Source organism: Campylobacter sp. JMF_01 NE2 (assembly GCF_027737365.1).
GTDB lineage: Bacteria > Campylobacterota > Campylobacteria > Campylobacterales > Campylobacteraceae > Campylobacter_B.
In genome coordinates, this window is sequence record NZ_JAOVTR010000002.1 from 339,013 (window position 1) to 360,271 (window position 21,259).

Here is a 21,259-nt window from a genome sequence, read left to right on the forward strand (position 1 = left end):
CTCCCGAATTTGCCCAAAATTTAGCCAAAAAATTGTAAAATAGCCGTTTGCAAAATTTATCAATTTAATAATGGATTTTTATGGAATACTACCTTTATATGGCGATTTTCGCCCTTTTTGGCATCTGTGTTGGCTCGTTTAGCAATGTCTTAATCCACAGGCTTCCGCGTGGCGAGAGTATCAACTTCCCTGCTTCGCACTGCCCTAAATGTGGCACTCCGCTGAAATTTTACCACAATGTCCCGCTGTTTTCATGGCTGTTTTTGGGCGGAAAATGCGCATTTTGCAAGGAAAAAATCTCTATCCGCTATCCCATAGTGGAGTTTCTAGCTGGCGCGCTAGCCGCGAGCGCGTATATCTGCGAGCCAGATATCATCAAAGCCGCCATTTTAGCGCTACTTTTCATACTTTTACTAGCACTTTCGGCAATCGATTTCGAGTTCAAGGCCGTGCCAGATAGCCTGCTTTTCACAGCTACTGCGATAAGCTTAATCTATCCTTTGCTTTATGATTTTGACATTAGCTTGCTGTATCCAGCCGCTGGGTATGGGCTAGCGTTTTTCGCGCTTCGCCTCATCATCACAAAGGTCTTAAAGCGCGAAGCCATGGGCTCAGCCGATATTTTTATCGCCATAATCATCGGCGCGATTTTGGGCTGGAAGCTAGGCGGAATCGCGATTTATATCGGCGCGATTTTGACCCTGCCGGCATACGCAATCGCCAACAAAAAAGGCTACGAACTGCCGTTTGTGCCGTTTTTGTCAGCTGGACTTTTGCTTACGATTTTATTCAAAGCTCAAATTTTGCAGCTTTTGGAAATGATTTATGGATAGAGTTCAACGCTACTTATTTACCAACTTCATAAGCTCGTTTGCGTCGCTATTTAGCACGCTTTTTATCATTATGTCAATTGTGTTTTTCTTGCAGATTGCGCGCATTACCTCATTTATCGAGATAAATTTGATAGAGCTAATCAAACTCTACCTTTTTATGCTACCGCGAATTCTCATTTTCACCGTGCCGATTGCCTTTTTTGTCGCCCTTAGCATGGCGCTTTTCCGCCTTTCGAAAGAAAACGAAACAATCGTGCTTTTTACTATCGGCTATGTTACGCGCAAAATCGCTGTGTTTTTCGGCGTGATTGCGGCGATTTTTTCGGTTCTTTTGCTCTTTATTTCGCTTGTGATGATGCCAATCGCCGAAAATCTCAAAGACAATTTCATCGACTACAAAAAAGTCAGCGCCACGCTAAATATCAAAGCTAGCGAATTTGGGCAGAAATTTTCGGAGTGGATGGTTTTCATCGAGGGTGAAGACGAGGGCGAAAACGGCAAAATTTACAAAAATTTAGTATTTTACAACCACGGCAAAAAAGGCGAAGATGAGCGCATAATCATCGCCAAAAAAGGCGAGTTTGTAAGCGAAAATCAAAGCTTTTCCGCACTTTTACGCGATGGCAAAATCTACACCGTGGATAGCGACGAGTGGCATATCACCAAGTTTGACGAGCTTATCATACGCACACTTTCTAAGAGCAATATCCGCACAGGGAGCGATGTGCTAGGATACTGGCGCGAAATGCGCAAAAACGACAAACGCAAAAAAGATTTCAGCATTTATGTGCTTGTTTCGCTATTTCCGCTAGCAAGCGTGCTTTTTGCGCTAAGCTTTGGAATCGTAACTTACCGCTACGAAAAGGGCTTTATTTACGCTGGGATTTTCGGGGTGCTTTTTAGCTATTTTGCGCTGATTATGATACTAGCCAAACGCCCACAAATCGCCATTAGCGTTACATTTTTGCTGACATTTATCCTATCTTGGATTTATTATAACTTCAAAATCAAACCGCGATATTAAAATGCAAAATTTACTTCTTACCTACGCTTACAACGGCGCGCGATTTTGTGGCTCGCAGTCCCAGCCACATGGTCGTAGCGTCGAAGACACGCTCAGAATCGCGCTAGGCAGGGTCGGGATTTTTGGCGCGCTTACCACTAGCTCTCGCACAGACAAGGGCGTGCATGCCCTGCGCCAAACAAGCACCGTAAAATGCGAACTCTACCAAAGCCTGCCGCGCCTTAAAGAGCTCATCAACCGCCACTGCGCGCCATACATTTTCGTGCGCGACCTGCGCGTGGTAAGCGATGAATTTCACCCAAGATACAGCGCCAAAGCTAGGGCGTATCGCTACATCATCAACCACGGCGAATTCAATCCATTTCTAAGCGATTTTCAAATTTTTATGCCCAAATTTGAAATTGAAAAGCTAAATTTAATTCTTGCGAAATTTATCGGCGAGCACGATTTTAGCGAGTTTATGAAGGTTGGAAGCGAGATAAAAAGCCCGGTTCGTGAAATTTTCGTAGCGCGCGCGTATTCGCACGGAAATCTCAGCGTGGTAAATTTCGTCGCAAACGGCTTTTTGCGCGCGCAAGTGCGATTAATGCTAGCAAACGCCCTTGCCTCGCTCAAATCAAATCGCCCCCTAGACCTCTCTCACGCCCTCACCCGCATACCAGCCCCACCAAATGGACTTTATCTTGCAAATGTGATTTACTAAATTTTACATTTGATTAAGCGGGGTTGAATTTGTAAAATTTGATAAATTCAGTATCGCAGATACTGACCGAGATTTTATAAAAGGATTAAAATTGGAAAATGAAAAAATAATGCGAGAAAAAGCAGAGCAAATGACTAAAAAAGCCGAAATGAAAATTCAACAAGCAAAAGAAAAAGAAGTTAAATATCAGCAATGGCTAAAAAATAAAAAACAAACCGATCCAAATTTTAGGGATTATGATGAAAATCCATTGATAATACAAAGCTATGAAGAATTTTTTGTTTTAACTTTACTGGTTTCATCTTTTATTTTTGCAGGTATATTTTCTGGAATATTAGAAGAACTGCGTTGGAGAGAAGTGCCACAAGAGTTGCTTTGGTTAAGTTTGATACCAGTAAGTTATATTGTTATTGTTGCGATTTTGCAAAAATTCAAATTTAAAAATCATAAAATTAAATTTACAAATCATCATATCGAATTTTATGATTATGGGAAATTAAAAAGAAAATGTAAAATTTCAAATGATGAATTAGCAAGACCTTTTTTTGCACAATGCACAATAAATAAATCTAAATCAGATATATTGTTTGATTTATTTATAATTTTTTTGATAATCTTATCATTTTTATCAACTGGAATTTTGAAAACAATGTATTTTTTGCTTTCATTTTATTTTTCAAATTTAATACTAAAATTTTTTGCTTTTGTATTCATAAGTAAAAATTTAAATGGTTTTAAAATATTTCCATTTATACAAATTGCTATGCCACACTATACCGTGCCTATGTATGGTGCATTATTGTCGGCTAGATATTATTTGATTTATTTATATAACGATGAAATTTATAAGGAAGTAAAAAAATATTTTTTACAAAAAGATATAAATATTGATAATTTACCGAAAAGTTACAACATACTTTAATAACCAAATTTTTTTAAAGGAAAGAACTATGAGTATCGTAGGGTGGCGTCCTTGCCCACAAAATGGACTTTATCTTGCAAATGTGATTTACTAAATTTAAGAATTACCTTTAAATTTGCAAATTTAAATTTATTTGTGCTTAAATTTTAAAATTCAAAAGTAAGTTTAAATTTGTGAATTTGATAAATTCGGTATCAAACAATACTGAGCGAATTTAAATTTACAATAAAAAAACGAAGGATAAAAATGAAATTTAAAAATCCGTTGGATTATGTTGATAAATTTAATGATTTAATCAAATTTGCTTTTAAAAATAATCATAATTTTTTAGGAATTGTGCTTTTGGTATTTGCATTTATTATTCCAGTATTGTTTTTTATTGGATATTCAGCCGTTCCATTAGAAAAATATATTAAAAATCCGTATGTGATTTCAGGAGTTATTAAAGAATACAAATACGGCAAGGGTGGTTATAGAAATTATGCTGGGTGTTTAATTTCTATCGAAAATAATGGTAAAAATTTTACTCATAAATATAAAGATGATTTATTAAGCGAAATGGGTATCTCAAATAGCGATTATACTTCGTTTTGCGATAAAGTAAAAGATGATTATTTAAACAAAAAATGTGTAAGTATTAAAATGGCAGATAAAGTTTTAATGGAATACAAAAACTGCAATCAGCCTGTGTTTTATGCAAAACAAAATTGGGATTGGCACTACAAAATTCAATATATTTCATATTTGATTGGTTTAATATTTTTAATAATAGAAATTTGTTTGCTTATAAATTTGAATACAAAATACAAAAAATAACTCAAATTAGCAATATCGCTAAATTTGCTATCATTGCGAGAAATACAAAGTATTCGAAGCAATCTAGTAAATTTACAGCGACTGCAAATTCTAAAAACGGCTTTCGCCGTTTGCTGGATTGCTTCGGTGTTTCACGCCTCGCAATGACACAAAATTTGCGTTTTGGTGGTTTTTGCTCGTAGATTGCTTCGCTTTCTATGGAAGCTCGCAATGACAATGGCTGGCAAATTTTCCTTAATCTGTCATTGCGAGCGAGTGAAACGAGCGTGGCAATCTACAAATTTAAAATTTAAACTCGCTAAATTTGCAAAATTTTGAAATTTATTTCAGCACAAAACGCACATTTACGACAAAAGTTCGCGCGCTTGTCGTGGGCGGGAATTTCGATTTCGTGCGCTCTATCGCCTTCAAAACAGCCTCATCGAGCGCCTCCACACCAGAACTAGCCGTGATCTTTGCGCCCTGCACCGCGCCACCGGGCAAATACGAAAACTCCGCCTTTACCATGCCGGTTTGCTTACGCATTTTCGCGCTTTTTGGGTAGTTTTTTTGCGCATAGGCTGCGATGATTTTTTGTATCACGCCACCGATATTATCGCTCTTGGCGTTGCCTTGTATGTTTGCCATGCCCGCTTTTGGTGCGCCTGCGCTAGCATTAGTTTGGGCTAAATTTGGCAAATTTGCGCCTGTTTTGTTGCTATCGAAATTCTTTTTTACAGGCTTTTCTTTTGCGATTTTTTTTGGTTTTGGTTTTGGTTTTGGCTCAGGTTTAGGGAGCGGTTCGGGCGCAGGGGCAGGCTCTGGCTCTGGCTCTGGCGTAGGCTCTGGTTCGGGCTCTGGTTCAGGGGCAGGCTCAGGCTGTGAATTTTGCTCGGCTAAATTTTCCAAATTTTCGGGCGCAGTATCACTCAAAGCGACGAAATTTTCGATTCTAATCACGCTTAGAGCTTCATCTTGCATCAAATTTGGCGCCCTGAAATTCGCAAAAGCGTAGCAAAGCAAGGCAATATGCAAAATCAGCGAAGTAAAAAATCCGATTGCGCTATTCATCTTTTTTCGTCACAATTGCGAAATTTTCGTGATTTAGCTCTTTTAGGGTGTCCATTACGATGACGAAAGCCTCAAATTTGGAGTTTTTGTCATTTTCTAAAACAATCAAATCATGCTTTTGCAAATGCTCCAAATTTGACTTCAAAGCCTCGCTATCCACGGCGATATCATCGACGAAAATTTGCGAGTGCTCGTCGATTTTAATGGTGATTTTCTTCTCTTCGCTTGGACTTTGCGCGCTTTTGGCACTTGGCAAATCGACCTTGATTAACCCTTGGGCGATGAAGGTCGAAACGCTAAGCGTAATCGCTAGCAAAACCAGCATAATATCAATAAATGGGACGATATTTAGCCCCTCTTTCCTAGGTAGTCGCATTTTAGCCCTCGTAGCGATTGAGCATGACATCGACTTTGCGCAAAAAGCAGTTGTAAATCATCAGCGTAGGCACAGCGACCAAAAGCCCCAGCGCAGTGGCTTTGAGCGCGAGAGAGAGGCCTTGCATGATAGCTTTCGCGTCGATATTGGCACTAGCGCCCATGTCATAAAATGTAATCATAATGCCAGCCACAGTGCCCAAAAGCCCGATATACGGGGCGTTAGAATACACGATATAAAGTGCGGTGAGATTTTTGCTCAGTGCCTCCTCATACAGCGCCTTGCTTTTGTAGTCTTTTGGCGATACTCTTCTGTAAAACAGCACCCGCTCTATGCTAAACCAAACGACCAAAAAGCTCATAAAAACCAAAATAGAAATAATTATATAATCAATATAGTCTTTTAGAAAATCCATAAATTTCCCCCGTGGATAAAATTTGTAAATTTTGCTTATCAAAAATACAGTGATTTTGAAAATAGCGAAAAATCGGGGTATTTTAACGAAATTTAGAATATAAGTCAATAACTTTTATCAATATCAATCAATTTTGAAAGCAAAATTTTTAATAAATTCTCTCAAAATTGATTGTATAAAATTTTATACTACGCGCTATAAGTTTTGAAATACAAAATCATTTATCGCTCAAATTTTCTTTAAATTTAATCAAATTTTCCACGATTTGCGCCGCGCCATCGACACCGCAAAACGATGTATTTATGCAGATATCATAGTTTTGCGACGCGCCCCAAATTTCGTTCGTGTAATACCTGTGGAAGCTCGCTCTGCCAGAGTCTGAGTTTTCCATAAATTCCCTGACATCGCCCTTAGTTTCGCTAGCAAGGCGAGCGAGTTTAAACTCGTCCTCCGCGCGCAAAAACACACGCAGCAAATCCCCTCTACTGCGCAAAAAATACCCAGCGCAACGCCCCAAAATTATGATATTTCCGTCATGTGCGATTTGGCGATAAATTTTGGCTATGCGTTCGCGCTTCTCTTCGTTTGCGATTTCGTTGTGTGAAATAGCGTGCAAGAGCATATTTATGGGCATTTCGTTGTAGAATTCATACATCATCTCAAAGCACCCCAAAGAATCAGCTCGTTTGAGCAAATCCGCCTTTTCGAGGTAAGTGTATCCTAGCCTAGCTGCCAATTTTTGAGCTAGTTCGCGCCCACCTGCCCCTGTTTGTCTAGCGATTGTGATTACCATAAAATTTCCTTAAATAAAGTTTGCAAAAATACTGGCCCCAACCACGGTAAAAAGCCCGGTTACAGCCATCGCCAAAGACGCCATTGCGCCCTCGATATCTCCGATTTCAAGGGCTTTTGCTGTCCCCATAGCATGGCTTGCGCACCCAAGCGCAATCCCCTTTGCTACGGATTTTTTTATACGAAATAGCCTTAAAATCGCCTCTCCAAATATATTTCCTAAAATCCCCGTTGCGATTATGCATGCCATGGTCAAATTTACGATTCCGCCCAAACTCTCGCTAATCCCCATGCCAATGGGCGCGGTTACGGATTTGGGTAGCAGTGTCACATAGAGCGCATGATCTATGCCAAAAATCAAAGCCAGCGCGTAAATACTGCAAGTCCCAGCCAGCACGCCCGCAAACAACCCCGCAAAAATCGCAACGAAATTTTTACGCAAGAGCGAGAGTTGCTCGTATAATGGCACCGCCAAACACACCGTAATCGGCGTGAGAAAAAAGCTCACATGAGCGGCGCTGGCGTTAAATTTATCGTATGGGATATCCACTAGCACGAGGGTTAAGACCGTCAAAATCGTCCCCACCAAAAGCGGGTTGAAAATCGCTAGTTTGAAGCGTTTTTTCAGATAAATTCCAGCCTGAAACGAAATCAAACACAAAAAAACGCCAAAAAACGCCGAATTTATAAGTATCTCTCTCATTTTTCGTCCTCGTAGAGCTTTTTGCGCTCTTTTTCTAGCGTCTTTTCGTAATAAATCTGCGTTACAAATCCGCTAGCACCCATTACCAAAATCGTAGAAATCGCCACAATCACGATTATCGCCCAAAAATTCGCCATCAAAACATCGCCAGCTACGATGATAGCAGCCCCTGCTGGGATAAAAATCACAGGCATTATCTGCATGAAAAACGACGCGCTCTCCCTGATTTGCGAGATTTTAACCACCCTAAAAATCAAAGCCAAAAGCATAAGTATCAGCCCGTAAATACTAGCTGGTATGCTAAGCGGGATAAGTTTGGATAAAATTTCAGCGCACAGAGAAATTCCTAAAATAATGCTAAATTGCTCTAAAAATTTCAAATTTCAACCTCCAAAAATTCATCGAAATTTAGCGCAATTCGGATAAATAAAATATTAAATTTATCTAAAAAGTGTAATTTAACTAATAGAATATTTTAAGAATTCTTTTGCTAGAATAGCCCAATTTTCGATTTGGAGGGAGATTATGAGGTTTAAATTTTTAGGGCTTTTGGGGCTAGGTTTCTCATTTTTGTTTGCCGCTGAGGCTGATTTCGCTGATCCAAATGTCTGTGCCACCTGCCACAGCGATGTGCATGAAGCTTGGGTCAAATCCCTACACGCGCTATCACACGAGGATTCTAACGAACTTTACAAAAAATCAATTTCATTAATCGCCAAAGAAACGGGAAATTTAGAAGAGAGTCTAACGCTATCATGCGGTCAATGCCACAACGCAAAAATGAAAATCAAAGAGCTCGATGTATCGATGAGCGTGGCACTGTCGCTTGATCTTGGCGAGAAAGACAAGGTCAAAGAATTTACCAAAAGCGAAGATGTCAAAAACGGCATTTCGTGCTACATTTGCCACAATGTCGATAACATCAAACCAGACCAAAGCGATCCAAGCATCTCTGGATACAAAAGCTTCTCGTGGAGCGAGGACTATGTGACCGGTCCATACGATGTGAGCGAGGCTGACGCGCTGTATCACCAAAGCCAAAAACGAGATTTTTTCCAAAACAACGACGAACTTTGCAACTCTTGCCACCAAGGACAAGGCGGCAAATCTAAGCTTTCGATTTATAACACACAAGCTGAGGGCGCAGGCGTGCAAAACGCCAAACTTTGCGTGGATTGCCACATGGGCAAATCAACCAAAAAAATCATCGCCCCTGGCGCACCTAGGGAGGGCGCGGTTATCAGAGATATCAGATCTCACTTTTTCAACGGCGCACGCAACTCAGATATCCTAAAAGAGGCGATTGAGCTTAGATTTAATCGCTTAGGTGGCGATAAAGCGGTGATAAATTTAAAAAATTTAACCACTCACAAGGTTCCGACAGGATTTAGCGGGCGTTCGGTTGAAGTGCATGTCAGATTCAAAGACAGGCTTGGCAAAATTTTATCAACGCAAAATTTAGGCGCGCTTCGTGCGATCTATACAGACAGCAAAGGCGATGAAACCCTATCGTATGCTGCAAAAACTTTGAAGGAAGATACGAGATTAAACGCTGGGGAGAGCAGAGAATTTAGTGTAACTATGCCACAAAACACCTATACCGTCGATGTCAAAATCGTCTATTATGTCCTAGCACCACAGCTTCAAAACCTGCTTAAAGTCGAGGACGAAAGCTTCACCAAGCCTTATGAAATCATAGAAATAACTTTCTAACTCTGCTTTAAAAAGTGCAATGGGGTCAAATTTGACCCCATTTTTAAATTTTAAAATTCACGAAAATATCAAATTTATCCGAGTGTGATTTTGATACCCAAGACCCTGCAAACCATATCAAAAATTTCGATATCTAAATTTGGATTATATTCATCAAGTATGGCAAACACCTCTGCTCTCATATCCTCGCTATGACCTGGGTGCGCCTCGTCGTAGAGGACTCCAACCAAATCAACAAGGCTAAAATTATCAATATTTTTCTGCCTCATTGCAGTTTTTAACTGCTTTGAAATTTGCCATTTGAAATTTTGCATTTAAGCTTGCTCGCCCTCTGGTTTTGCGAACCACTGCTTTACAAAAATCCCCGCATAAATCGCCAAAGCAGCCCCATAACAGATATATTCGCTACTGATGAAATCGAAATATCTCACGCACATATTTGGCACGAGCATCAGCGGCACGACACATAGTAGCAGCACGCGCTCTAAGGCGTTGCATTTTTTCACAAACCAGCCTTGAAGCACGGAGCTAAATGCAAACATACCAATGAGCGCGCTAGCAAAAATAAGCGCGATTTGGGCGGGATCTGAGATCCATGTAATGCCCTTTGGATCCATTGGGGTGGTGATTGACTCGATTAAAAGAAGTTTGTTATTGAAAAAAAACGCAAACGGCAAAATCGCTGTTCGCAAATCATAAATAAATCCCTGCACGCCCACGATTACAGGGTTTGCCTTGGCGATACCTGCGGCGGCATACGCTGCAATTCCCACAGGTGGCGTATCATCAGCTAAAATTCCGAAATAAAATACAAACAAATGCACCGCAATCGCAGGCACAAGCAAATCATTTCTATCAGCTAAAATCAAAATCACAGGCGCAATTAGGCTAGAAACCACGATATAATTCGCCGTAGTCGGAAGCCCCATGCCTAAAATCAGGCTCATTATCGCCGTCATTAGCAAAATCAACAAAATATTATCCCCAGCCACAGCCTCGACTAGATCAGATAGCACAGCTCCTAGACCAGTTAGCGAAATAGAGCCGATGATGACACCAGCAAGAGCAGTGGCGACTGCGACTGTTACCATGTTTTTTGACGCTGCGACCATAGCCCAAAAAATATCGCTAAAACCTTGAATAAAATCTTGCCTTAAAATTTGCTCTTTGTAGATTAGTTTGCGAACTGGCTCTTGCAAAACCATTATGATAAATAGCACGCCAATCGCATTAAACGCCGCCGCAAAGGCACTTTGCTTCAAAATCAAAAGTGTGTATAAAAGCACCATAATCGGGATTAAAAAGTGAATTCCGCTCAAAATTAGTTTCAGTTTTGAAACTCTTTTGTAGTTTGAATTTCCTTTAAGCCCTAGCTTGCAGCTCTCTAAATGCACGATAAAAAATAGCCCTGCATAGCACGCAAACGCAGGAATTAGCGCAGCAATCATAATGTGCGTGTATTCCATACCCAAAAACTGCGCGATGATAAAGGCAGCCGCACCCATGATAGGTGGCATGAGTTGGCCATTTACACCAGCTGCGACCTCGATTGCGCCTGCTTTGACTGGGCTAAGGCCTGCTTTTTTCATAAGCGGAATCGTAAAGGTTCCCACGGTAACGACATTTGCAGTCGAACTTCCACTAACCATGCCAGTTAGCCCACTAGCAATAACGCTAGCCTTAGCTGGTCCGCCACGAAATCTACCCAAAAGTGCAAACGCTACATTTATGAAATACTGCCCCGCACCAGCGCGCTCTAAAAGCGAACCAAAAAGCACAAATAGATAAATATAATTCGTGCTAACCCCCACAGGCACGCCAAAAACGCCCTCTGTGGTAAGAAACATGTGTCCGGCTAGCTTTTCGATACTTGCGCCACGGTGCGCGATGACATCTGGCATATACTGCCCAAAATAGCAATACAGCAAAAACAAAAATGCAATTATCGGAAGCGCTAAGCCCATCATACGGCGCCCAGCTTCGAATAAAACAAAAATTCCTAAAAACGCGATTACCACATCTCTTTGCAAATAATCGCCTGGTCTTTGCGCAATCCCATAAAAATCAATCGCAGGATAAAGTATCGCAAATGTCCCCACAGCCAGCAAAATATAATCATAAAATGGTATGTAAAAATGCGCCTTAGAGTGCGAACGAGCAGGAAAAAGAGCGAAAATGATAAAAATCGCAAAACCTAAGTGGATAGATCTAGCGCGCGTGCCATTTATCGGAAAATACGCGATATAAAGCTGAAAAACAGCCCACGCGAAGCACACTAGCGTCACAAGCCAAAATAGCTTTTTCGACGAAAATTCTCTACTTTTTACCTCTAATACCTGCTCGTCTTTTTTCATCTACTGCCTTATTTTAAAATTCCAGCTTCTTTAAATACCGCCTCAGCCGCTGGGTGAAGTGGTGCGCTAAGACCTTCGATTAGGGATTCTTTGCTAACCAAATTTAGCGCAGGGTGGAGCTGTTTATACTCGTCAAAATTATCTAAAATAGCCTTTACAATCGCTCTTACGGCTGTATCGCTCTCGCTCTCATCAGCGACTAATACAGCCTTTACGCCAATCGTCGTAGTATCGTAATCAATCCCCTCATAAAGCCCTTTTGGAATCACGCCTTTTGCGAAATATGGGTATTTTTCTACGATTTTATCAGCTGTGGCTTCATCAATGCTAACCAAATCAACCGGCATAGATGTTGCTACATCGATAATATTTGCGGTTGGGTGTCCTACCATAAAGAAATATCCGTCAATTTTCTTATCTTTTAGCGCCATTGGGCACTCTTGCACGGTTAGCACGCTTCGTTGCGCCATTTTAGCTAAATCAATGCCGTATTCATTAAAAATCAAAGTGCTTGTTACTTCGTTTCCGCTACCTGGATTTCCTAAATTTATCTTTTTGCCATCTATATCAGCATAAGCCTTGATTCCACTATCTCTTGCAACTACAAAAGCCAAAAGCTCAGGATAAATCGAAATAACAGAGCGAAGTTTTGGATTTGGCTCGCCCTCGAATTTGCCCTTGCCATTGTATTTGTCATAAACGACATCGCTTTGAACGAAGCCGAAATTTAGCTCTTTTTTAAGGACATTATTGACATTATATGTCGATCCACCTGTGGATTGAACTGAACATTTAAAATTTTTATCTACATTTACAAGGCGACAAATCGCAGTGCCCACAGGATAGTAAGTCCCTGTCATTCCACCTGTGCCGATATTGATAAATTCTTTCGCACTCAAACTACCTGCAAACATCGCTAACGCAGCGACACCAACACAAATTTTTCTCATATTCCCTCCTTGTGAAATTTAAGCTGATAAGTATTGCTAAATTTGGATAAAATTCTAATAAAATTTAGCCATTTTTACAACAAAATTTTATCATAAGCCGATTTTAAATCCAGCATTTGCCTGTGTTCTTTCACATCATGCACCCTGATGATACCTGCGCCATTTTGCACTGCTAGCAAATGCAAATACAAAGATCCAGGCAATCTCTCTTCTACGCTTGATTTGTGGTAAAAATCAATCACGCTTTTTCTGCTAGCCCCCACCAAAAGCGGTTTTTCGTGGTGCAAAAAATGCTCTAAATTTTTGATTAAAATCAAATTTTGCTCAGCCGTTTTGCCAAATCCAATCCCCACATCCAAAATCACATCTTCCACGCCAAGCTGGACGATTTGCGCCAAATTTCGCGCGAAAAACTCATCAATCTCGCCTAGCAAATCATCGTAATGTGGCGAAATTTGCATATTTTGTGGCGAGTTTTGCATGTGCATTAGGCAGTATTTCGCGCCGTAATTTTTGATAACACTAATTAAATTTAAATTTGCGCTAATGTCGTTTATAAGGCTAAATCCGTGATCTAGCGCGAAACGGGCGCAGTATTCATCAAAGCTATCAAGGCTAAATTTGACCTTTTTGTGTAAATTTTGCCTATAAATTTCGCCAATAACGCCATTTATGCGCGCAAACTCTTCCTTTCCGCCACAATACTGGCTTCCAGGGCGCGAGCTAACCCCGCCAATGTCGATATAATCGGCTCCATCTTCAATCATCTTTTCGATTTTTGCGATTGCTTCGGTTAAATTTTGGGTGCGAGAAGCGGGATTGAAACTATCGAAATTTAGATTTAAAACCCCCATAATCTCGCAAATTTTGGGTTTTTTGAAATTTGCCCCCAAAAACTGCGCCAAATTTTTTAGCCCAAAATCCTGCGCCTTTTCTTTTTTTGAGAGAATTTCAACCTGCTTATCATTTGCAATCAAAAGCGCGTCTGAGTTTGCCCCGCCTGTGATCACATGCTCGGCCGTTACGAGCTCTGCGCCTATGCTAAGGGCATCTTGCTTTAAGATATTTGCCGCAGGGGCGCGCAAATCTTTGATATAAAAAAAGTTCAAATTCGATTTTTTGCGCATGATTTTCGCACCCTCTTTTGTGCAATTAATGCGCGCGCAAAGTGCCATAAAATCGGCACTATTTGAAATTTTAAAAATTTTCATTATTTGCCTTTGATTATCAAAAATAGCGGTGGCAATACAGCGTGGGATTTGGCGTTGTGTTCGACGAGATAGACGAGCTTGTTTATATGTTCTAACTCGCTAGCGCTAAATTTAATCCCAGCTTCGAAGCACTCGATGACAAGTTGCATGACAAGCGATTTTAGGGCAAATTTATCGAGCGAGCCGACGCGTTCTTTGTTTATACAGTCGTTAATAAACGCATCAATCTGCCTTAAATCGATTTTTCGCAAATTTAGCCCCGTGCGCTCGCGCTTTTTCTCGCCAAGCAAATTTTGCACCATTAGCCTAGATCTAATCGTCGGCAATAAAAGCGTAATCGAGGGCGCAACGAGGAAAAATATGGTATTGCGCGGTGGCTCTTCTAGGATTTTTAAAAGCGCGTTTTGCGCCTCGTCGCGGAATTTAACCGCGCTAATTACGATGATTTTGTTCTCTACCTCGGCGATATAGGCTTCGTCGATTATCTTTCTAGCTTCGTCGATTTTGAGCTCGTCGCTTTCGAAAAAGCGCAAATTTTTAGGGGAAAATTCAGATAGAATTTTTGCTTTAAAACCCGCATAATCGTTCGTTATAAAAATTTGATTAATGAGTTTCAAAGCACGACTTCGCCAAAAAGCACCGCGTCGATACTTTTGTTTAAAATTTTAAAGAGTTGAAGCAGTTTGATATCTAGGCTTTCATCGTTTTCGCTTAGCTGAAAGCTGTTTGGCAATGCCTCGTCGATGAGCCACAAATAGCTGTCCTCGTGGCTTTTGGCTATTTTGGCGTAAGCGTGATCGCCCCTGCCTATGTAAAAATAAATGAAGCCGTTGCTAAATGAGAGTGAGAGCATATCATTTAGCAAAGCGACCTGTTCTTGGGAGGTAATCTCTTGGTTATAAAGCGATGAAAACTCGAAAAATGGCAGAAGCGGTCTGGTGTTTTTGCTATCGTTTATCCTGCTGACGATATATTCGCCAAACCACCTTCTCTCATCATCGCACATCACCACAAACGAATACCCGCTATATAGCAGACGCATTTTTGTCGCTAATAGCGGTATCCAATGCTCTTTGCGATTTTCGAGCCACTCCATATCTCGCTCGTTTTGCAGAGTTTTAGCGCTCCAAGTGTATAAATCTTGCATTATTTATCCAAATTATATGCTTTATGCAAGGCTCTAACTGCTAGCTCGCCGTATTTTTCAGCCACAATCATCGAAATTTTAATCTCGCTAGTTGAGATCATTTGGATATTGATACCCTCAGCTGCTAGTGTGCGAAACGCTAGCGAAGCGATACCGCTGTGGCTTTTCATACCCACGCCCACGATTGAGACCTTTACGACCTCATTATCGCTTTCGATTACGCATTTTGGATTAGAAATTACTGAGCGCATGATTTCTAGGGCTGGCTCCATTTCGTTTTGTGGAATCGTAAAGCCTAAATTTGTCGCTCCGTCAATGCCGATATTTTGGACTATCATATCTACATTTATCTCTTTTTGCGCCAAAGATGAAAAAATCTCAGCCGCAACGCCCGGTCTATCATCTACGCCTCTGATTGTGATTCTTGCTTGATTTCTATCTAATGCTATTCCGCTGATTACTGCGTCTTCCATATTTTCTTCTCCTGTTATTAGTGTTCCTTGGTTGTTATTAAAACTACTTCTAGTTACCAAATTTACTTTAAGCTTTTTGGCTAACTCTACGCTACGATTTTGCAAAACCTTAGCCCCCATGCTAGCTAGCTCTAACATCTCTTCGTAGCTGATTTTATCGAGCTTTTTCGCCTTTGGTTCAATGCGTGGATCTGTGGTATAGACCCCATCGACATCAGTGTAGATTTCGCATGTATCAGCATTTATCGCCCCAGCTATCGCCACAGCAGATAAATCGCTTCCGCCTCTGCCAAGAGTAGTGATATCGCCCTCTTCGGTAATGCCTTGAAATCCCGCTACTACGACGATTTTGCCCTCTTTTATGGCTTTATTCATATTAGTCGGATCGATAAAGCTAATGCGAGCTTTGGTGTGCATTGTATCGGTTACGATACCAGCCTGTCTGCCAGAAAACGCCACCGCAGGGTAGCCTTTTGCATTTAGTGCAAGGGCTAAAAGCGCGCTAGTAACCCTCTCGCCAGCACTTAGCATCATATCCATTTCGCGAGTGTTTAAATCTTTTGTAAAATACTCTCCATACTCGACCAATCTATTTGTAACGCCACTCATCGCAGATACAACTACGACTAAATCATGGCCTTCGTTTTTAGTCTTTATCACGCGCTCGGCAACCGCTTCTATGCGCTCTAATGTGCCTACGCTAGTGCCACCGTATTTTTGAACTATAAGCATTAAAGGTATCCCTCCTCTTTAAAATATTTTAAAACAAGCGCATAAATCGGCTTTTTGAAGTGATTTACATGCTTTAAAACTTGATTTGCATTTACAAATTTAAAATCATCAAATTCAGGCTTATGCGTTTTGATATCAAGCCCTTTTAGGCTTTTTAATCTTAGTAAAAAATACTTTTGCATTTGCCCGTCCCATGGGCGCATTTTTTGCGCCACAGCCTCTGGAAAATCGTAGCTGTGCCACTGCGGACACTCGGCTATGATATCGACATCATCTGTGCCTATCTCTTCTTTTAGTTCGCGTAAAATCGCCATTTTTGGCGTCTCGCCCTTGTCGATACCGCCTTGGGGAAACTGCCAAGCCCCGCGTATATCACTGCGCTGGGCGATAAGCACATCACAACTAAACGGATACGAAGGCGCAAGCACGATAGCTGCGACATTTGGTCTGTAATTTTTCTCCATATTAGCTCTTTGAAAAAAATTTGCAAAATATTAGCGAAAATAGGTATAAATTTGGCTAAAATTCAAAGAATTTTTGCTAAATTTCGCCCTTTAAATTTGGCTAGGAAGAAATTTTGCATATTTATATTCATATCCCGTTTTGCACTTCAAAGTGCCCGTATTGCGCGTTTGGCTCACGCATGGACGCATTTAAATTAGCTAAAAACTACTTTGACGCGCTGGATTTCGAAATTTCAAATTTCATTAAAAAAAATAAAAATTTCAAAATTTCAACCATTTTTATCGGCGGTGGCACGCCAAGTGCGATTTCGGCGCAGTATTATGAAAAGATTTTTGAAAAACTCTCGCCAAATTTCGCCCAAAACGCCGAGATTACAACCGAGGCAAACCCAAATTCTGCCAAGCCCAAATGGATAGAGCAAATGCGAAAATTTGGCGTAAATCGCATAAGTTTTGGCGCGCAAAGTTTCAATGATGAAAAACTCAAATTTCTAGGTCGCACGCACGGAAAAAATGAAATTTTCGAAGCCGTGGATAACGCCAAAAACGCGGGAATTTCAAATATAAATTTGGATTTGATTTATGCTAGCAAATTTGATGATAAGCAAAATTTAGAATTTGAGCTTGCGCAGTTTGCGCGCGCGAGGGTTTCGCATCTAAGCGCATACGCCCTTACATTGGAGCCTGGCACGCCATTTTTTGGGCGCACAGAATTTGCCAGAGATGATGAAAATTTGGCTAAATTTTTCTTTAAAAAAGCTAGCGAGCTAGGCTTTACGCAATACGAAATTTCAAATTTCGCCCAGCCTGGCAGGCGTTGCGCGCACAATGTGGCGTATTGGAGTGGCGAGGATTACGCTGGATTTGGCGCGCACGCTGTGGGTACGAGCGGATTTGTGCGATACAGCGGCGCAGGCAGTATCGAGGAATACATACAAAATCCACTTGCAAAAAGCGTGGAAAATTTAAGCTTAGAGGATAAAATTTTGGAGAAAATTTTCCTTGGATTTCGCTCGTTTTTGGGTGTGAGGGGCGAAATTTTGCGCGAAAGAGAGCTTAAAAACGCCCAAATTTTAAGCGCAGAGGGCAAACTAGATTTCAAAAACGGCGTTTTTTACAATCCAAATTTCTTGCTAGCCGACGAAATCGCCCTATTTGTGAGCGAGCATTAAATTTAAGATTAATGAAGTTTTAGCTAAAATACGCAATCTTTTTGTTTAGGAATTTTAATGTTTGGTATCAGTTTCCCTGAAATTACGATAATTTTAATCGTCGCAGTCATCGCCCTAGGCCCTGAAAAGCTCCCTAGCGCGCTAGTTGAGATTGCAAAATACTTCAAAGTCATCAAAAAATCAATCAACGACGCAAAGGCCACTTTCGACCAAGAAGTCCGCATAGCCGAACTCAAAGAGGACGCCAAAAAATACAAAGAAAGCATTAGCAAAACCACAGAAACCATGCGCAAAAAGCTTACTTTCGAGGAGCTTGACGAGATAAAAAGCGGGCTAAATTCGGTCAAAGATACGCTAAATGCAGGGCTAAGCAATATAGAAAGCTCGGTTAATACCACGCTTAATGAGGCGGAAAATTCGCTAAATTCTAAGCAGAATTCTACGCAAAATTTAGCGCAAAATTCTACGCAAAATTCGGCGCAGGAACAACCGCAAGCGCAACCAGAAGCGTACCCGCAGGCGCAAAATTCAAATCCAACACAAAATTCAAAAGAGTAAAATATGTTCGAAGAGTTAAAACCACACCTTGCCGAGCTTCGCAAGCGCCTAGTTATCTGCGTAATCACGGTAATTCTTATGTTTGTCGTATGCTTTAATTATTGGGAAATAATCTTAGATTTTATGAAAGCTCCGCTCGTCAAAGTCCTTCCAGATGACGGCAAAGTCGTATTCACCCAACTTGGCGAAACCTTTTTTACAGCGATGAAGGTTTCGTTTTTTACCTCGCTTTTGCTCTCTATGCCGATAATTTTCTGGCAAGCGTGGCTTTTCGTCGCCCCAGGGCTGTATGATAACGAAAAAAAATATGTAATTCCATTTGTGCTAAGCGCTAGTGTGATGTTTTTTTTAGGGGCTGCGTTTTGTTATTATTTCGTAATTCCAGTAGCTTTTAACTTTTTGATAAATTTCGGTGGCGAGGCATACTCTGCCATGCTTAAAATCGGCGAATATGTCGGGTTTTTCACAAAATTAGTTGTGGCTTTTGGCATTAGTTTTGAGCTTCCAGTAGTTACATTTTTCCTAGCCAAACTAGGGCTTATCACAAACAAAAGCTTGACTAGTTTTTTCCGCTTTGCGATTGTTATAATCTTCGTTTTTGCGGCGATTATGACACCGCCTGATATTTTGAGCCAATTCATGCTAGCTGGCCCGCTAATCGTGCTTTACGCCCTTTCAATCCTCATCGCAAAAATGGTAAATCCATACAAAGCAGACGATGATGAGGACGAGGCAGACGAGGACGAAGAGAGCGAGAAAAGCGCACAAGGCGCAGTAAAAGAGGCATAATGGATTTAAATTTAGTAGATAGCTATGATTACCACCTGCCACCAAATTTAATCGCAAACGCCCCGCTAATGCCAAAAGAGAGCGCAAGGCTTTTGGTTTATGAGAGAGAAAAAAATAAAATTTCACACCTTAAATTTGGCGATTTGGCTGAAATTTTGCCACCTTGCGAGATTATCTTTAACGATACTAAGGTCATAAAAGCGCGAATTTTCGGGGCTAAATCAAGCGGTGGCAAGATTGAACTTTTGCTAAATTCGCCGTTAAATGATAATAAATTTAGCGCATATATCAGAGGGCGAGTAAGCGTGGGTAGCGAGCTAGTTTTTGATAAAAATTTGCGCGCACGGGTCGTAGAGTGCTGTGAAGATGGGCTTAGAGTGGTGGAGTTTAGCCGTGATAATCGCGCGCTTGGCACACACGAAATTTTCGCTCTCACCGATGAAATCGGCCATGTCCCGCTACCGCCATATATCAAACGCGAAGACACCAAAGACGATGAGAGCTGGTATCAAAGCATTTTCGCGCGCGAGGCAGGGGCTGTGGCGGCTCCGACTGCAAGCCTGCATTTTAGCGAGGAAATGCTACGCGCGCTTAGAGCAAATCACGGGATTTACTACATTACCCTACATGTGGGTGCTGGGACATTTAAGCCGGTTGAGGCAAGGGATTTAAGAGAGCATAAAATGCACTCCGAATTTTACAGCATTGCGCAAGATACGGCTGGTATTTTAAAAAGCGATAAAAAAATTTTAGGTGTAGGCACTACGGTTACTAGAACTGTGGAAAATTTCGCACGAAATGGCGCGAAATGTGGGGCTTGCGAGCTGTTTTTGCACCCAAATAATCCGCCTATTAGGCAAAATTATCTGCTTACAAATTTTCACTTACCAAAATCTACTTTAATTATGCTGGTTGCTAGCTTCATCGGCCTTGAAAAGACCCTTGAAATTTACCGCGAAGCAGTGGAGCAAAAGTATAGATTTTATTCTTATGGCGACGGGATGATAATACTATGATTAAAGATTACGCGTTACTTGGGATTTTAGGGCTTTTGGCATTAGTTTTGGTATATAGAATCGTATTTCGCAAGGCACTTAGACGCAGGGCGTATAAGGGCGATATTTTCCCTAAAAAAGAGCCAGTCGAAATAAAACCTGTAAAAAAGAAAATTATCCCGATAAATCAAGTCGATATCTTAAAACCGCTTAAATTTCAAAGCGAAATTTTATTCGAAGAGTGCAGCAGATACGATAGCTCGGTCTTTATCAAATTCCCGCCAGACGCGCCACGATATTATGACGGATATGTGATAAATCTCTCAAATGCGATTTACCATATCTGCCTATTTTTCTTGCAAAATGTCAAAGACCCTACCCTTATAAAAATCGTATTTTCCGTGCGAGATGATAAGCCAGGACTATCAAGGATGCAACTCTTAGTCGATATCAGCGTCAAAAAAGAGATCCGCACCACATATATCCACAACCTAAAAACCGCCCTCATAAGCGGTAAAGTCATAAACGACCCATACATTTCCAAAGCCAAACAAAGCATAGGCGATGTCGGCAAAATCGCGGAGCTAAGCAACGATAATGGCGGAACCCATATCAAATTGCACGCTCAATGCTCGTATTTGGAGCAAGAAAACAGACTAAGAAGCAAAAAATACAATTATCAAATTTTAATCGCGCACAAAGATAAAGAAATTTTCGATGATTTGAAGGATTTTTTAGATAGCACGGGTTGTAATGTAGTGCCAAACAACACCTGGGAAAATCTCAAAACACACCTAGCAGACCGCATTTACAAGGCCGATATTGTGCTAATTGATAGCGAGATTTTGCGCACAGACTCAACTGCGATTGCTTATTTAAATTTAATCGACAAGGAAGAGGCACATTTCGTATTTTTACGCAAAAATGCAAATTCGCAAAAAGCATTAAATGATTTGAAATTTAACTTTTTCAAACTAGATATGCCGTATTTCCACGATGAAATTTACGCTATTTTGGATCTAGTAAAACAGCTTAAAATTGATAAAGACTTTTTGAAAGTAGAGTAA

The 21,259-nt window shown here is 40.8% G+C and carries 26 protein-coding genes; 11 read left to right on the forward strand and 15 right to left on the reverse strand.

What is annotated here, in order from left to right; genetic code table 11:
* The first annotated feature begins 80 nt into the window (after positions 1 to 80).
* From OFO01_RS04925 to OFO01_RS04945, 5 genes are all read left to right on the forward strand, one after another.
* Positions 81 to 833, forward strand: coding sequence for a prepilin peptidase (locus OFO01_RS04925; RefSeq protein ID WP_270859078.1), 753 nt, complete (start codon positions 81 to 83; stop codon positions 831 to 833).
* Complete coding sequence (locus tag OFO01_RS04930) at positions 826 to 1,857, forward strand: LptF/LptG family permease (RefSeq protein WP_270859079.1); 1,032 nt, start codon at positions 826 to 828, stop codon at positions 1,855 to 1,857. Before OFO01_RS04925 ends, OFO01_RS04930 begins: the two co-directional genes overlap by 8 nt.
* 1 nt (position 1,858) lies before the next feature.
* Positions 1,859 to 2,560 carry a tRNA pseudouridine(38-40) synthase TruA gene (gene truA / locus OFO01_RS04935; RefSeq protein WP_270859080.1) on the forward strand — a complete coding sequence of 234 codons (702 nt, stop codon included), beginning with the start codon at positions 1,859 to 1,861 and terminating at the stop codon, positions 2,558 to 2,560.
* 91 nt (positions 2,561 to 2,651) lie between these two features.
* Positions 2,652 to 3,482 (forward strand): hypothetical protein, encoded by an 831-nt coding sequence (locus OFO01_RS04940; protein ID WP_270859081.1) that lies wholly within the window; start codon positions 2,652 to 2,654, stop codon positions 3,480 to 3,482.
* A 246-nt stretch (positions 3,483 to 3,728) separates the two neighbouring features.
* Positions 3,729 to 4,298, forward strand: a complete 570-nt coding sequence (locus OFO01_RS04945; RefSeq protein ID WP_270859082.1) for a hypothetical protein — start codon at positions 3,729 to 3,731, stop codon at positions 4,296 to 4,298.
* Between the two features lies 1 nt (position 4,299).
* Here the strand turns inward: OFO01_RS04945 and OFO01_RS04950 are convergent, their stop codons facing one another.
* The 7 genes from OFO01_RS04950 to OFO01_RS04980 all read right to left on the reverse strand — a co-directional run bounded on the left by OFO01_RS04950 (position 4,300) and on the right by OFO01_RS04980 (position 8,014).
* Positions 4,300 to 4,515 carry a hypothetical protein gene (locus tag OFO01_RS04950; RefSeq protein WP_270859083.1) on the reverse strand — a complete coding sequence of 72 codons (216 nt, stop codon included), beginning with the start codon at positions 4,513 to 4,515 and terminating at the stop codon, positions 4,300 to 4,302.
* A gap of 104 nt (positions 4,516 to 4,619) precedes the next feature.
* A complete protein-coding gene (locus OFO01_RS04955) occupies positions 4,620 to 5,348 on the reverse strand; it encodes an energy transducer TonB (RefSeq protein WP_270859084.1) in 729 nt (242 codons plus the stop codon).
* Positions 5,341 to 5,724: a TonB system transport protein ExbD gene (gene exbD / locus OFO01_RS04960; protein ID WP_270859085.1), complete on the reverse strand. Its 384-nt coding sequence runs from the start codon at positions 5,722 to 5,724 to the stop codon at positions 5,341 to 5,343. Before exbD ends, OFO01_RS04955 begins: the two co-directional genes overlap by 8 nt.
* Before the next feature lies 1 nt (position 5,725).
* A complete protein-coding gene (exbB, locus tag OFO01_RS04965) occupies positions 5,726 to 6,139 on the reverse strand; it encodes a TonB-system energizer ExbB (RefSeq protein ID WP_270859086.1) in 414 nt (137 codons plus the stop codon).
* 217 nt (positions 6,140 to 6,356) lie between these two features.
* The gene (locus OFO01_RS04970) at positions 6,357 to 6,932 is read right to left on the reverse strand and encodes a cytidylate kinase-like family protein (RefSeq protein ID WP_270859087.1); all 576 of its coding nucleotides are present in this window, start codon (positions 6,930 to 6,932) and stop codon (positions 6,357 to 6,359) included.
* Between the two features lie 9 nt (positions 6,933 to 6,941).
* A complete protein-coding gene (locus OFO01_RS04975) occupies positions 6,942 to 7,634 on the reverse strand; it encodes an LrgB family protein (RefSeq protein WP_270859088.1) in 693 nt (230 codons plus the stop codon).
* Complete coding sequence (locus tag OFO01_RS04980) at positions 7,631 to 8,014, reverse strand: CidA/LrgA family protein (RefSeq protein WP_270859089.1); 384 nt, start codon at positions 8,012 to 8,014, stop codon at positions 7,631 to 7,633. Before OFO01_RS04980 ends, OFO01_RS04975 begins: the two co-directional genes overlap by 4 nt.
* 145 nt (positions 8,015 to 8,159) lie before the next feature.
* On the opposite strand from OFO01_RS04980, the gene OFO01_RS04985 reads away from it, so the two are divergent.
* Positions 8,160 to 9,347 (forward strand): ammonia-forming cytochrome c nitrite reductase subunit c552, encoded by a 1,188-nt coding sequence (locus OFO01_RS04985; RefSeq protein ID WP_270859090.1) that lies wholly within the window; start codon positions 8,160 to 8,162, stop codon positions 9,345 to 9,347.
* Positions 9,348 to 9,421: 74 nt separating this feature from the next.
* Here the strand turns inward: OFO01_RS04985 and OFO01_RS04990 are convergent, their stop codons facing one another.
* From OFO01_RS04990 to OFO01_RS05025, 8 genes are all read right to left on the reverse strand, one after another.
* A complete protein-coding gene (locus OFO01_RS04990; protein WP_270859091.1) occupies positions 9,422 to 9,661 on the reverse strand; it encodes a hypothetical protein in 240 nt (79 codons plus the stop codon).
* The gene (locus OFO01_RS04995) at positions 9,662 to 11,701 is read right to left on the reverse strand and encodes a TRAP transporter permease (protein WP_270859092.1); all 2,040 of its coding nucleotides are present in this window, start codon (positions 11,699 to 11,701) and stop codon (positions 9,662 to 9,664) included. It lies immediately after the preceding gene.
* An 8-nt stretch (positions 11,702 to 11,709) separates the two neighbouring features.
* A complete protein-coding gene (locus OFO01_RS05000) occupies positions 11,710 to 12,651 on the reverse strand; it encodes a TAXI family TRAP transporter solute-binding subunit (protein ID WP_270859093.1) in 942 nt (313 codons plus the stop codon).
* A gap of 74 nt (positions 12,652 to 12,725) precedes the next feature.
* Positions 12,726 to 13,862, reverse strand: a complete 1,137-nt coding sequence (folP, locus tag OFO01_RS05005) for a dihydropteroate synthase (protein WP_270859094.1) — start codon at positions 13,860 to 13,862, stop codon at positions 12,726 to 12,728.
* The gene (locus OFO01_RS05010) at positions 13,862 to 14,479 is read right to left on the reverse strand and encodes a DNA polymerase III subunit delta' (protein WP_270859095.1); all 618 of its coding nucleotides are present in this window, start codon (positions 14,477 to 14,479) and stop codon (positions 13,862 to 13,864) included. The genes folP and OFO01_RS05010 overlap by 1 nt, the downstream gene beginning before the upstream one ends.
* Complete coding sequence (locus OFO01_RS05015; protein WP_270859096.1) at positions 14,476 to 15,009, reverse strand: HobA family DNA replication regulator; 534 nt, start codon at positions 15,007 to 15,009, stop codon at positions 14,476 to 14,478. The genes OFO01_RS05010 and OFO01_RS05015 overlap by 4 nt, the downstream gene beginning before the upstream one ends.
* Positions 15,009 to 16,214: an aspartate kinase gene (locus tag OFO01_RS05020; protein ID WP_270859097.1), complete on the reverse strand. Its 1,206-nt coding sequence runs from the start codon at positions 16,212 to 16,214 to the stop codon at positions 15,009 to 15,011. Before OFO01_RS05020 ends, OFO01_RS05015 begins: the two co-directional genes overlap by 1 nt.
* Positions 16,214 to 16,678, reverse strand: coding sequence for an RNA pyrophosphohydrolase (locus OFO01_RS05025; protein ID WP_270859098.1), 465 nt, complete (start codon positions 16,676 to 16,678; stop codon positions 16,214 to 16,216). Before OFO01_RS05025 ends, OFO01_RS05020 begins: the two co-directional genes overlap by 1 nt.
* Positions 16,679 to 16,791: 113 nt before the next feature.
* Here OFO01_RS05025 and hemW point away from each other — a divergent pair, with 113 nt between their 5' ends.
* Genes hemW through OFO01_RS05050 form a run of 5 tightly spaced genes read left to right on the forward strand, consistent with a single transcriptional unit; the run spans position 16,792 to position 21,259 of the window.
* Positions 16,792 to 17,850: a radical SAM family heme chaperone HemW gene (gene hemW / locus OFO01_RS05030; RefSeq protein WP_270859099.1), complete on the forward strand. Its 1,059-nt coding sequence runs from the start codon at positions 16,792 to 16,794 to the stop codon at positions 17,848 to 17,850.
* 57 nt (positions 17,851 to 17,907) lie between these two features.
* Positions 17,908 to 18,408 (forward strand): Sec-independent protein translocase protein TatB, encoded by a 501-nt coding sequence (tatB, locus tag OFO01_RS05035; protein WP_270859100.1) that lies wholly within the window; start codon positions 17,908 to 17,910, stop codon positions 18,406 to 18,408.
* A gap of 3 nt (positions 18,409 to 18,411) precedes the next feature.
* Entirely contained in the window at positions 18,412 to 19,197 is a 786-nt protein-coding gene (tatC, locus tag OFO01_RS05040; RefSeq protein WP_270859101.1) for a twin-arginine translocase subunit TatC, read from the forward strand.
* Entirely contained in the window at positions 19,194 to 20,213 is a 1,020-nt protein-coding gene (queA, locus tag OFO01_RS05045; RefSeq protein WP_270859219.1) for a tRNA preQ1(34) S-adenosylmethionine ribosyltransferase-isomerase QueA, read from the forward strand. The genes tatC and queA overlap by 4 nt, the downstream gene beginning before the upstream one ends.
* The gene (locus OFO01_RS05050) at positions 20,210 to 21,259 is read left to right on the forward strand and encodes a hypothetical protein (RefSeq protein WP_270859102.1); all 1,050 of its coding nucleotides are present in this window, start codon (positions 20,210 to 20,212) and stop codon (positions 21,257 to 21,259) included. Before queA ends, OFO01_RS05050 begins: the two co-directional genes overlap by 4 nt.